This window comes from Streptomyces sp. NPDC057302, from assembly GCF_042667685.1.
GTDB lineage: Bacteria > Actinomycetota > Actinomycetes > Streptomycetales > Streptomycetaceae > Streptomyces.
Window position 1 is genome coordinate 1 of the sequence record NZ_JBHUZJ010000054.1, and the last position, 12028, is coordinate 12028.

General features: G+C 69.3%; 11 protein-coding genes. 10 read left to right on the forward strand and 1 reads right to left on the reverse strand.

The features are described 5' to 3' along the window. Positions 1 to 57: 57 nt before the first annotated feature. Positions 58 to 558: a transcriptional regulator BldD gene (gene bldD, locus ACFUPX_RS29860; protein WP_135330908.1), complete on the reverse strand. Its 501-nt coding sequence runs from the start codon at positions 556 to 558 to the stop codon at positions 58 to 60. A gap of 198 nt (positions 559 to 756) precedes the next feature. Between bldD and pyrR the strand changes: the two genes are divergently transcribed. The 10 genes from pyrR to gmk all read left to right on the forward strand — a co-directional run bounded on the left by pyrR (position 757) and on the right by gmk (position 11981). Further along, positions 757 to 1329: a bifunctional pyr operon transcriptional regulator/uracil phosphoribosyltransferase PyrR gene (gene pyrR, locus ACFUPX_RS29865; protein WP_383329432.1), complete on the forward strand. Its 573-nt coding sequence runs from the start codon at positions 757 to 759 to the stop codon at positions 1327 to 1329. A gap of 80 nt (positions 1330 to 1409) precedes the next feature. Next, complete coding sequence (locus ACFUPX_RS29870) at positions 1410 to 2396, forward strand: aspartate carbamoyltransferase catalytic subunit (RefSeq protein WP_383329435.1); 987 nt, start codon at positions 1410 to 1412, stop codon at positions 2394 to 2396. 4 nt (positions 2397 to 2400) lie between these two features. Continuing rightward, complete coding sequence (locus tag ACFUPX_RS29875) at positions 2401 to 3690, forward strand: dihydroorotase (protein ID WP_383329438.1); 1290 nt, start codon at positions 2401 to 2403, stop codon at positions 3688 to 3690. Continuing rightward, a complete protein-coding gene (locus ACFUPX_RS29880) occupies positions 3687 to 4280 on the forward strand; it encodes a hypothetical protein (protein ID WP_383329441.1) in 594 nt (197 codons plus the stop codon). Before ACFUPX_RS29875 ends, ACFUPX_RS29880 begins: the two co-directional genes overlap by 4 nt. Next, positions 4277 to 5422 (forward strand): glutamine-hydrolyzing carbamoyl-phosphate synthase small subunit, encoded by a 1146-nt coding sequence (carA, locus tag ACFUPX_RS29885; protein ID WP_383329444.1) that lies wholly within the window; start codon positions 4277 to 4279, stop codon positions 5420 to 5422. Before ACFUPX_RS29880 ends, carA begins: the two co-directional genes overlap by 4 nt. Then, positions 5415 to 8723, forward strand: coding sequence for a carbamoyl-phosphate synthase large subunit (gene carB, locus ACFUPX_RS29890; RefSeq protein WP_383329447.1), 3309 nt, complete (start codon positions 5415 to 5417; stop codon positions 8721 to 8723). The genes carA and carB overlap by 8 nt, the downstream gene beginning before the upstream one ends. Positions 8724 to 8786: 63 nt before the next feature. Then, positions 8787 to 9896 carry a quinone-dependent dihydroorotate dehydrogenase gene (locus tag ACFUPX_RS29895; protein WP_383329450.1) on the forward strand — a complete coding sequence of 370 codons (1110 nt, stop codon included), beginning with the start codon at positions 8787 to 8789 and terminating at the stop codon, positions 9894 to 9896. Further along, positions 9893 to 10738: an orotidine-5'-phosphate decarboxylase gene (pyrF, locus tag ACFUPX_RS29900; protein WP_383329453.1), complete on the forward strand. Its 846-nt coding sequence runs from the start codon at positions 9893 to 9895 to the stop codon at positions 10736 to 10738. Before ACFUPX_RS29895 ends, pyrF begins: the two co-directional genes overlap by 4 nt. A 287-nt stretch (positions 10739 to 11025) precedes the next feature. Beyond that, the gene (locus ACFUPX_RS29905) at positions 11026 to 11349 is read left to right on the forward strand and encodes an integration host factor (RefSeq protein ID WP_005319887.1); all 324 of its coding nucleotides are present in this window, start codon (positions 11026 to 11028) and stop codon (positions 11347 to 11349) included. 38 nt (positions 11350 to 11387) lie between these two features. Further along, on the forward strand, positions 11388 to 11981 hold the full coding sequence (gmk, locus tag ACFUPX_RS29910; protein WP_383329456.1) for a guanylate kinase: 594 nt from the start codon (positions 11388 to 11390) through the stop codon (positions 11979 to 11981). The last annotated feature ends 47 nt before the right edge of the window (positions 11982 to 12028 follow it).

Below are 12028 nucleotides of genomic sequence, written 5' to 3' on the forward strand. Positions count from 1 at the left end.
ACCCATTGGTTCCGGCCACCCCGGCGTTACGTTTCTGCTCAATTGCCCCTTGAGGGATCAGACGTCGTCGTGGGCGACTGCCCGGCGCGCGTCCGCGTCCAGGACGCCCCAGCTGATCAGCTGCTCGGTGAGAACCGAGGGCGACTGGTCATAGATCACGGCGAGGGTGCGCAGGTCGTCCTGGCGGATCGAGAGCACCTTGCCGTTGTAGTCACCGCGCTGCGACTGGATCGTGGCGGCATACCGCTGCAGCGGTCCTGCCTTCTCGGCCGGGACGTGCGCGAGGCGCTCCAGGTCGAGGACGAGCTTGGGCGGCGGCTCGGCCGCACCGCCCGGAGCGGTGCCGGGCAGCAGCTCCTGGACCGGGACGCCGTAGAAGTCCGCCAGCTCGGCAAGGCGCTGTACGGTCACGGCGCGGTCGCCGCGTTCGTACGAACCGACCACGACCGCCTTCCAGCGTCCCTGGGACTTCTCTTCGACACCGTGAAGGGAAAGGCCCTGCTGGGTACGGATGGCGCGGAGTTTGGCCCCGAGCTGTTTGGCGTATTCGCTGGACATATAGCTCCCCGGACGAAGAACGGTAACTCACTGTGAGGTTACGCAGCGTTACTTGGGTGCGTCAAGCCGAATGGTCCGTACCGACCCCTCCCAGGGGGGTCGTGACCGGCGACGTTGTCGTTGCTGGTAGCGTGGATGGCGCAATTTCGACGTCCTTTAAGGTCCGTCCCGTGAGGCGGAGAAGGAGGTCCGTTTCATATGGACTCGCACGACACGAACGAACCCGATGTCGCCCGGCCCGTGCTCGAAGGCCCGGACATCGCACGGGTGTTGACCCGAATCGCGCACGAGATCGTCGAGCGCGCCAAAGGCGCCGAAGACGTGGTGCTGCTCGGCATTCCCACCCGCGGCGTCTTCCTCGCCCGGCGACTCGCCGAGAAGCTCGAAGAAATCACCGGACGCACGATCCCGGTTGGCTCACTCGACATCACGATGTACCGCGACGATCTGCGCATGCATCCGCCGCGCGCACTGGCCCGCACCGAGATCCCCGCTGACGGCATCGACGGCCGCCTCGTCGTCCTCGTGGACGACGTGCTCTTCTCCGGCCGCACCATCCGCGCCGCCCTCGACGGCCTGAACGACATCGGCCGACCGCGCGCGGTCCAGCTCGCCGTCCTCGTCGACCGGGGCCACCGCGAACTTCCGATCCGCGCCGATTACGTCGGCAAGAACCTCCCCACGTCGTTGCGGGAGACGGTCAAGGTCCAGCTCGCCGAGGAGGACGGCCGCGACGCCGTGCTGCTCGGTGCCAAGCCCGCTTCCGCGTAGGACCGGCTTCCCTGCGGACCCGGGGCACAGCCCTGCGCGTCCGCATGCCCGCAAACCTCCCCATGACGGAGTAAACCCAGATGATGCGACACCTCATCTCGGCCGCCGACCTCACCCGCGACGACGCCGTTCTCATCCTCGACACCGCCGAGGAGATGGCCCGGGTCGCCGACCGGCCGATCAAGAAGCTCCCCGCCCTGCGCGGCCGCACGATCTGCAATCTGTTCTTCGAGGACTCCACCCGCACCCGGATCTCCTTCGAGGCCGCCGAGAAGCGCCTCTCCGCCGACGTCATCAACTTCGCCGCCAAGGGATCCAGCGTCTCCAAGGGCGAGTCCCTCAAGGACACCGCCCAGACCCTGGAGGCGATGGGCGTCGACGCCGTCGTCATCCGGCACGGCGCGTCCGGCGCCCCCTACCGCCTGGCCACCTCCGGCTGGATCGACGCCCCGGTGATCAACGCGGGCGACGGCACCCACCAGCACCCCACCCAGGCCCTGCTCGACGCCTTCACCATGCGGCGCCGCCTCGTCGGCAAGGACGAGGGCCTGGGCAAGGACCTGAGCGGCAAGCGCATCACGCTCGTCGGCGACGTCCTGCACAGCCGGGTCGCGCGCTCGAACGTCGACCTGCTGCACACCCTGGGCGCCCAGGTCACCCTGGTCGCCCCGCCCACGCTCGTACCGGTCGGCGTCGACAGCTGGCCCTGCGACGTGAGTTACGACCTGGACCGGGTGCTCCCGAAGTCCGACGCCGTGATGATGCTGCGCGTGCAGCGCGAGCGCATGAACGCCGCTTTCTTCCCGACCGAGCGCGAGTACTCCCGGCGCTACGGCCTGGACGGCGAGCGCATGGCGAAGATGCCCGAGCACGCCATCGTGATGCACCCGGGCCCGATGGTCCGCGGCATGGAGATCACCGCCGAGGTCGCCGACTCCGAGCGCTGCACGGTCATCGAGCAGGTCGCCAACGGCGTCCACACCCGGATGGCCGTCCTCTACCTGCTCCTGGGCGGCAACGAACCCGCCGTCACCCACACCCGCCCCACCGCCCACGAGGAGAAGTAAAACCATGAGCAAGACCCTGATCCGTGGTGCGAAGGTCCTTGGCGGCGAGCCCCAGGACGTCCTGATCGACGGCGAGACGATCCTCGAAGTGGGGACCGGCATCGAGGCGGGCGACGACGTGACCGTCGTCGAGGCCGACGGCAAGATCCTGCTGCCGGGCCTCGTCGACCTGCACACCCACCTGCGCGAGCCCGGCCGTGAGGACTCCGAGACCGTCCTGACCGGCACGCGCGCCGCCGCCTCCGGTGGCTACACCGCCGTGTTCGCCATGGCCAACACCTTCCCCGTCGCCGACACCGCCGGTGTCGTCGAGCAGGTCTACCGCCTCGGCCAGGAGGGCGGGTACGCCGACGTCCAGCCGATCGGCGCCGTCACCGTCGGCCTGGAGGGCAAGAAGCTCGCCGAGCTCGGCGCCATGCACGAGTCCGCGGCCGGCGTCACCGTCTTCTCGGACGACGGCAAGTGCGTCGACGACGCCGTGATGATGCGCCGCGCCCTGGAGTACGTGAAGGCGTTCGGCGGAGTCGTCGCCCAGCACGCGCAGGAGCCGCGCCTGACCGAGGGCGCCCAGATGAACGAGGGCGTCGTCTCCGCCGAGCTGGGCCTCGGCGGCTGGCCGGCCGTCGCCGAGGAGTCGATCATCGCGCGTGACGTGCTGCTCGCCGAGCACGTGGGCTCGCGGGTGCACATCTGCCACCTGTCGACCGCGGGTTCGGTCGAGATCGTGCGCTGGGCCAAGTCGCGCGGCATCGACGTGACCGCCGAGGTCACCCCGCACCACCTGCTCCTGACCGACGAGATGGTCCGCTCGTACAACCCGGTCTACAAGGTCAACCCGCCGCTGCGCACCGAGCGCGACGTCATGGCGCTGCGCGAGGCCCTGGCCGACGGCACCATCGACATCGTCGCCACCGACCACGCCCCGCACCCGCACGAGGACAAGGACTGCGAGTGGGCCGCGGCCGCCATGGGCATGGTGGGCCTGGAGACCGCGCTCTCCGTGGTCCAGCGGACGATGGTCGAGACGGGCCTGCTGACCTGGGCCGCGGTCGCCGACCGGATGTCCGTCAAGCCCGCCGAGATCGGCCGGGCCGAGGGCCACGGCCGCCCCGTCTCGGCAGGTGAGCCCGCGAACCTCACGCTTCTCGATCCGGATTACCGTGGTGTCGTGGACCCCGCGGGCTTCGCCTCGCGCAGCGGCAACACCCCCTACGAGGGCCGTGAGCTGCCCGGCCGCGTGACGCACACGTGGCTGCGGGGCCGCGCCACGGTCGTCGACGGGAAGCTCGCGTGACATCTCTGATCTCTGCGGCCGCAGGAAACGCCGCCGCAATCGCCGCCGAACAGAAGTCGGCGGACGTGACGGACTGGGCCGCCCGCGCGGGCTGGGTCGTCGGACTGCTGCTCTTCATCGCGCTCGTCTACTGGCTGATGCGCGAGGGCTGGAAGTGGCGCGGCACGCTCCAGGGCGACCTGCCCGAGCTGCCCACCGCGCCGAGCGAGCCGGGCCCGGCGAAACTTGAGCTGAGCGGCCGCTACCACGGCTCGACCACGGCAGGGCAGTGGCTCGACCGCATCGTGGCGCACGGCCTCGGCACCCGAAGCCGCGTGGAGCTGACGCTCACGGACGCGGGACTCGATGTCGTACGCCCCGGGGCGGCCGACTTCTTCGTCCCGGCCGCACAGCTGCGCGAGGCCCGGCTCGACAAGGGCATCGCGGGCAAGGTCCTCGCGGAGGGCGGTCTGCTGATCGTCACCTGGGAGCACGGCGAGAAGCTGCTCGACTCGGGCTTCCGCTCGGACCGCGCGGCCGAGCAGGCGCACTGGGTCGAGGCAATCAACAACATGATCAAGACCAGCACTACGGAAGGCACCGCACGATGACGACCTCCACCAGGGGAGCCAGCAAGGCTCCCGCCGTACTCGTCCTGGAGGACGGCCGCATCTTCCGCGGCCGTGCTTACGGGGCCGTGGGGGAGACCTTCGGCGAAGCGGTGTTCTCCACCGGCATGACCGGCTACCAGGAGACCCTCACCGACCCCTCGTACCACCGCCAGGTCGTTGTCATGACGGCCCCGCACGTCGGCAACACGGGCGTGAACGACGAGGACGACGAGTCGAAGCGGATCTGGGTCGCCGGATACGTCGTGCGGGACCCCGCGCGCGTGCCCTCCAACTGGCGCTCCCAGCGCACGCTCGACGAGGAACTCGTCAACCAGGGCGTCGTCGGCATCAGCGGCATCGACACCCGCGCCCTCACCCGCCACCTGCGCGAGCGCGGCGCCATGCGCGTCGGCATCTTCTCCGGCGAGGCCGTCGCGGACGACGCGGCGCTGCTCGCCCGCGTCAAGGAAGCCCCTCAGATGGTGGGCGCGAGCCTGTCCGCCGAGGTCGCCACCACCGAGCCGTACGTCGTCCCGGCCATCGGCGAGAAGAAGTTCACCGTGGCCGCCCTGGACCTGGGCATCAAGGGCATGACCCCGCACCGCATGGCCGAGCGCGGCATCGAGGTGCACGTGCTGCCCGCCACGGCGACGATCGAGGACGTGTACGCGGTCAACCCGGACGGCTTCTTCCTGTCGAACGGCCCCGGCGACCCCTCGACCGTGGACCTGACCGTGGTCAAGGGCGTCCTGGAGCGCAAGACGCCGCTCTTCGGCATCTGCTTCGGCAACCAGATCCTCGGGCGCGCGCTCGGCTTCGGCACCTACAAGCTGAAGTACGGCCACCGCGGCATCAACCAGCCCGTGCAGGACCGCACGACCGGCAAGGTCGAGGTCACCGCGCACAACCACGGCTTCGCCGTCGACGCGCCGCTCGACAAGGTCTCCGACACCCCCTACGGGCGCGCCGAGGTCTCCCACGTGTGCCTCAACGACCAGGTGGTGGAGGGGCTCCAGCTCCTCGACCAGCCCGCGTTCAGCGTCCAGTACCACCCCGAAGCAGCCGCGGGCCCGCACGACGCCGCGTACCTCTTCGACCGCTTCGTATCCCTGATGACCGCAGAAGGAGCCCAGCGTGCCTAAGCGCTCCGATATCCAGTCCGTCCTGGTCATCGGCTCCGGCCCGATCGTCATCGGGCAGGCCGCCGAGTTCGACTACTCCGGCACCCAGGCGTGCCGCGTGCTCAAGGCCGAGGGCCTGCGCGTCATCCTGGTGAACTCCAACCCGGCGACGATCATGACCGATCCGGAGATCGCCGACGCCACGTACGTCGAGCCGATCACCCCGGAGTTCGTCGAGAAGATCATCGCCAAGGAGCGCCCCGACGCGCTGCTCCCGACCCTCGGTGGCCAGACCGCGCTCAACACCGCGATCTCCATGCACGAGCAGGGTGTCCTGGAGAAGTACGGCGTCGAGCTCATCGGCGCCAACGTCGAGGCGATCAACAAGGGCGAGGACCGCGAGCTCTTCAAGGGCGTCGTCGAAGAGGTCAACAAGAAGATCGGGCTCGGCGAGTCCGCCCGCTCGTACATCTGCCACTCCATGGACGACGTCCTCAAGGGCGTCGACGAGCTGGGCGGCTACCCCGTGGTCGTCCGCCCCTCCTTCACCATGGGCGGCGCCGGTTCCGGCTTCGCGCACGACGAGGAGGAGCTGCGCCGCATCGCCGGGCAGGGCCTCACGCTCTCGCCGACCACCGAGGTGCTCCTGGAGGAGTCCATCCTCGGCTGGAAGGAGTACGAGCTGGAGCTGATGCGCGACAAGAACGACAACGTCGTGGTCGTCTGCTCCATCGAGAACTTCGACCCGATGGGCGTGCACACCGGCGACTCGATCACCGTCGCGCCCGCGATGACGCTGACCGACCGCGAGTACCAGGACCTGCGTGACGTCGGCATCGCGATCATCCGCGAGGTCGGCGTCGACACCGGCGGCTGCAACATCCAGTTCGCCATCGACCCGACGGACGGCCGGGTCATCGTCATCGAGATGAACCCGCGCGTCTCGCGGTCCTCCGCGCTCGCGTCGAAGGCCACCGGATTCCCGATCGCGAAGATCGCGGCGAAGCTGGCCGTCGGCTACACGCTGGACGAGATCCCGAACGACATCACCGAGAAGACCCCGGCCTCCTTCGAGCCGACGCTCGACTACGTGGTGGTCAAGGCCCCGCGTTTCGCCTTCGAGAAGTTCCCCTCGGCGGACTCGACCCTGACGACCACCATGAAGTCGGTCGGCGAGGCCATGGCGATCGGCCGCAACTTCACCGAGGCGCTGCAGAAGGCGCTGCGGTCCCTGGAGAAGAAGGGCTCGCAGTTCACCTTCGTGGGCGAGCCCGGCGACAAGGCCGAACTCCTGGCCGAGGCCGTCCGGCCGACCGACGGGCGCATCAACTGCGTCATGCAGGCCATCCGCGCCGGCGCGACGCCGGAAGAGGTCTTCGAGTCCACGAAGATCGACCCGTGGTTCGTCGACCAGCTCTTCCTGATCAAGGAGATCGCGGACGAGCTGACCGCCGCCGAGCGCCTGGACGCCGGTCTGCTCGCCGAGGCCAAGCGGCACGGCTTCTCCGACCACCAGATCGCCGAGATCCGCGGGCTGCGCGAGGACGTCGTGCGTGAGGTGCGCCACGCACTGGGTGTGCGCCCGGTCTACAAGACGGTCGACACCTGCGCCGCCGAGTTCGCCGCCAAGACGCCGTACTTCTACTCCTCGTACGACGAGGAGAACGAGGTCGCCAAGCGCGAGAAGCCCGCGGTCATCATCCTGGGCTCGGGCCCCAACCGCATCGGCCAGGGCATCGAGTTCGACTACTCCTGCGTCCACGCCTCCTTCGCGCTGAGCGACGCGGGCTACGAGACCGTGATGGTCAACTGCAACCCCGAGACCGTCTCCACGGACTACGACACCTCCGACCGGCTGTACTTCGAGCCGCTGACGCTCGAAGACGTCCTGGAGATCGTCAACGCCGAGGCGCAGGCAGGGCCGATCGCGGGCGTCATCGTCCAGCTCGGCGGCCAGACCCCGCTCGGCCTCGCGCAGGCGCTCAAGGACAACGGCGTGCCGGTCGTGGGCACCCCGCCCGAGGCCATCCACGCCGCCGAGGACCGCGGCGCCTTCGGCCGGGTGCTCGCGGAGGCCGGTCTCCCGGCGCCCAAGCACGGCACCGCCACCACGTTCGCCGAGGCCAAGGCCATCGCCGACGAGATCGGCTACCCCGTCCTCGTACGCCCGTCGTACGTGCTCGGCGGCCGTGGCATGGAGATCGTGTACGACGAGACGCGCCTGTCCTCGTACATCGAGGAGTCGACCGAGATCAGCCCCTCGCGGCCGGTCCTCGTCGACCGCTTCCTCGACGACGCGATCGAGATCGACGTGGACGCGCTCTACGACGGCGAGGAGCTCTACCTCGGCGGCGTCATGGAGCACATCGAGGAGGCCGGCATCCACTCCGGCGACTCGGCGTGCGCCCTGCCCCCGATCACCCTCGGCGGCTACGACATCAAGCGCCTGCGCGCCTCCACGGAGGGCATCGCCAAGGGCGTCGGCGTCCGCGGGCTCATCAACATCCAGTTCGCGATGGCCGGGGACATCCTCTACGTCCTCGAAGCCAACCCGCGCGCCTCGCGCACCGTCCCCTTCACCTCGAAGGCGACCGCGGTGCCGCTGGCCAAGGCCGCCGCGCGCATCTCGCTCGGCGCGACCGTCGCCGAGCTGCGCGCCGAGGGCATGCTCCCGGCGACCGGTGACGGCGGCACGCTGCCGATGGACGCGCCGATCTCGGTGAAGGAAGCCGTCATGCCGTGGTCGCGCTTCCGCGACATCCACGGGCGTGGCGTCGACACCGTCCTCGGCCCGGAGATGCGCTCCACCGGTGAAGTCATGGGCATCGACTCGGTGTTCGGCACGGCGTACGCCAAGTCGCAGGCGGGCGCGTACGGCCCGCTGCCGACCAAGGGCCGCGCCTTCATCTCGGTGGCCAACCGCGACAAGCGCTCGATGATCTTCCCGGCGCGCGAACTGGTCGCGCACGGCTTCGAGTTGCTCGCCACGTCCGGCACGGCCGAGGTGCTCAAGCGCAACGGCATCAACGCCACGATCGTGCGCAAGCAGAGCGAGGGCGAGGGTCCGAACGGCGAGAAGACCATCGTCCAGCTGATCCACGACGGCGCGGTCGACCTCATCGTCAACACCCCGTACGGCACGGGTGGCCGCCTCGACGGCTACGACATCCGCACGGCGGCCGTCTCCCGCTCCGTGCCCTGCCTGACCACGGTCCAGGCGCTCGCCGCGGCCGTCCAGGGCATCGACGCGCTCAACCACGGGGACGTGGGCGTGCGTTCACTCCAGGAACACGCGGAGCATCTGAACGCGGCCCGCGACTAGCAGCCCACCAGGGGGACACCGAACCGGTGTCCCCCTTCTGCTGAGGACCCCAAGGACATCCCCATGTACAAATTCTTCTTCAACCTCGTCTTCAAGCGCATGGACCCGGAGCGGGCCCACTACATGGCCTTCCGCTGGATCCGGTTCGCCGCCCGCGTCCCCGTCCTTCGCACGTTCGTCGCCGCCGTACTCGCGCCGCGCCACAAGGAGCTGCGCACCGAGGCCTTCGGCCTGCGGATGCACGGGCCCTTCGGTCTCGCGGCGGGCTTCGACAAGAACGCCGTCGCGATCGACGGCATGTCGATGCTGGGCTTCGACCACATCGAGATCGGCACCGTCACCGGGGAGCCGCAGCCCGGCAACCCCAAGCAGCGGCTCTTCCGCCTCGTGCAGGACCGCGCGCTGATCAACCGCATGGGCTTCAACAACGAGGGCTCGGCGGCCGTGGCCGAGCGCCTGGGTGCCCGCAAGGCCGTCTTCAGGACGGTCGTGGGCGTCAACATCGGCAAGACCAAGGTCGTCCCCGAGGAGGAGGCCGCCGCCGACTACGTGAAGTCGACCGAGCGGCTCGCCGTCCACGCCGACTACCTGGTCGTGAACGTGTCGTCCCCGAACACCCCCGGCCTGCGCAACCTCCAGGCCACGGAGTCCCTGCGGCCGCTCCTGACCGCCGTACGCGAGGCGGCCGACCGGAGCGTCACCGGGCGGCGCGTTCCGCTGCTCGTGAAGATCGCCCCCGACCTGGCGGACGAGGACATCGACGCGGTCGCCGACCTGGCCGTCGAGCTCGGCCTCGACGGCATCATCGCCACGAACACGACCATCGCGCGCGAGAGCCTCGGTTTGCGATCCGAACCTTCGCTCTACGGAGAGACCGGTGGCCTGTCCGGTGCGCCCCTCAAGGAGCGCTCCCTGGAGGTCCTGAGCCGCCTCTACGCGCGCGTGGGCGACCGCATCACGCTCGTGGGCGTCAGCGGCATCGAGAACGCCGAGGACGCCTGGCAGCGGATCCTCGCCGGCGCCACCCTGGTGCAGGGCTACAGCGCGTTCATCTACGAAGGGCCCTTCTGGGCCCGCGCGATCCACAAGGGGCTCGCCGCCCGTCTGCACACCTCCCCGTACGCCACGCTCGCCGAGGCCGTCGGCGCCGACGTAAGGAAGTCCGCATCATGAGTGCCCTCGAACCCTTCGGTACGCGCCTTCGCCACGCCATGGACGAGCGCGGGCCGCTCTGCGTCGGCATCGACCCGCACGCGTCCCTGCTGTCCGCCTGGGGCCTGAACGACGACGTGGCGGGCCTGGAGAAGTTCACCGGGACCGTCGTCGAGGCACTGGCCGGGAGCGTCGCGGTGTTCAAGCCGCAGAGCGCGTTCTTCGAACGCTTCGGCTCGCGCGGCATCGCCGTACTGGAGAAGGCGGTCCAGGAGCTGCGCGCGGCCGGCGCCCTCGTGGTGATGGACGCCAAGCGCGGCGACATCGGCTCGACGATGGCCGCGTACGCCGAGACCTTCCTGCACAAGGACTCGCCGCTGTTCAGCGACGCCCTCACCGTCTCGCCCTACCTCGGCTACGGCTCGCTGAAGCCGGCCGTCGACCTCGCGCGCGAGAACGGCACCGGGCTCTTCGTGCTCGCCCTCACCTCGAACCCCGAGGGCGCCGAGGTGCAGCACGCGGTGCGCGAGGACGGCCGCACGATCGGCGCGACGATGCTCGGGCACCTGGCGGCCGACAACGCGGGCGCGCGGCCCCTGGGGTCCTTCGGGGCCGTCGTCGGGGCCACGCTGGGCGACCTGTCCTCGTACGACCTCGCGATCAACGGTCCGCTGCTGGCCCCCGGCATCGGCGCGCAGGGCGCCACTCCGGCGGATCTGCCGGGCGTCTTCGGGGACGCCGTACGCAATGTCGTGCCGAGCGTCAGCCGGGGTGTTCTGCGTCACGGTCCCGACGTGGTGGGTCTGCGCGTCGCGGCGAGCCGGTTCGCGGACGAGATTCGTGAGGCCGTCGCCTCGGTCTGAGGGTCCGCTGAGGGCGTTTTTCCGTCTTCGAACGACGTGTCCGGCCACGTCACTACGTTTCCTTGATGGCTCGCCGGGCCAAATCAGGGGTGAAATGCCCGGAATGTCCACCTCGACAGAGGCTGACCAGGACTTTTCGTCTGTTCTCGCTGACTCCGGCGGCCATGCCCGCTAGTCTCCGACGAGAGCGAACGGGCAAGCGCGTTGCACGTTGCTCACCAGGTGTGGGGCGACTAGGTTCCTCACCGGTCCGTATCCGACAGTTCGACATCCGAGGTGACGTAGGCGTGGCTCTTCCGCCCCTTACCCCTGAACAGCGCGCAGCCGCGCTCGAAAAGGCCGCCGCGGCTCGCCGGGAGCGGGCCGAGGTCAAGAATCGACTCAAGCACTCCGGCGCCTCCCTTCATGAGGTCATCAAGCAGGGACAGGAGAACGATGTCATCGGCAAGATGAAGGTCTCCGCTCTCCTGGAGTCCCTGCCCGGCGTGGGCAAGGTCCGCGCCAAGCAGATCATGGAGCGTCTTGGCATCTCCGAGAGCCGCCGTGTGCGCGGTCTCGGCTCCAACCAGATCGCCTCCTTGGAGCGTGAGTTCGGCGGTGGCGCTGCCTGACGTTCTCAGGCACTCCTGAGAACCTGGATAATCGCTGCATGGCTGCAACATCCCGGGGGACGACCCCCGTGCCCCCGGACGTACGTCCGCGGCTGACCGTGCTCTCCGGCCCCTCAGGGGTCGGCAAGAGCACGGTCGTCGCTCATATGCGCAAAGAACACCCCGAGGTGTGGCTCTCGGTCTCGGCCACCACCCGCAAGCCCCGGCCCGGCGAGAAGCACGGCGTCCACTACTTCTTCGTCTCCGACGAAGAGATGGACAAGCTGATCGCCAACAGCGAGCTGCTCGAATGGGCCGAGTTCGCGGGCAACCGCTACGGCACGCCCCGGGCTGCCGTCCTGGAGCGCCTGGAGGCGGGCGAGCCCGTCCTTCTGGAGATCGATCTGCAGGGCGCACGCCTGGTCCGCGAGTCGATGTCCGAGGCCCAGCTCGTCTTTCTCGCTCCGCCCAGCTGGGAGGAGCTGGTCCGCCGGCTCACCGGCCGGGGGACCGAGGCGCCGGAGGTCATCGAGCGCAGGCTCGGCGCGGCGAAGATCGAACTCGCCGCCGAGGCCGAGTTCGATACGACCCTGGTCAATACCTCCGTCGAGGATGTGGCGCGTGAGCTGCTAGCCTTGATGAAAGTTGTTTGATCTTCTTCATCCTCAGTAACCCGGATTGATCTTCATTCTTCATTCGA

What these genes read in the sequence shown, in the direction of transcription:
- pyrF (WP_383329453.1), top strand. Translation starts at nt 9,893, where the DNA reads ATGAGTGCCCTCGAACCCTTCGGTACGCGCCTTCGCCACGCCATGGAC.
- gmk (WP_383329456.1), top strand. Translation starts at nt 11,388, where the DNA reads ATGGCTGCAACATCCCGGGGGACGACCCCCGTGCCCCCGGACGTACGT.
- carA (WP_383329444.1), top strand. Translation starts at nt 4,277, where the DNA reads ATGACGACCTCCACCAGGGGAGCCAGCAAGGCTCCCGCCGTACTCGTC.
- ACFUPX_RS29875 (WP_383329438.1), top strand. Translation starts at nt 2,401, where the DNA reads ATGAGCAAGACCCTGATCCGTGGTGCGAAGGTCCTTGGCGGCGAGCCC.
- pyrR (WP_383329432.1), top strand. Translation starts at nt 757, where the DNA reads ATGGACTCGCACGACACGAACGAACCCGATGTCGCCCGGCCCGTGCTC.
- ACFUPX_RS29895 (WP_383329450.1), top strand. Translation starts at nt 8,787, where the DNA reads ATGTACAAATTCTTCTTCAACCTCGTCTTCAAGCGCATGGACCCGGAG.
- ACFUPX_RS29870 (WP_383329435.1), top strand. Translation starts at nt 1,410, where the DNA reads ATGATGCGACACCTCATCTCGGCCGCCGACCTCACCCGCGACGACGCC.
- bldD (WP_135330908.1), bottom strand. Translation starts at nt 558, where the DNA reads ATGTCCAGCGAATACGCCAAACAGCTCGGGGCCAAACTCCGCGCCATC.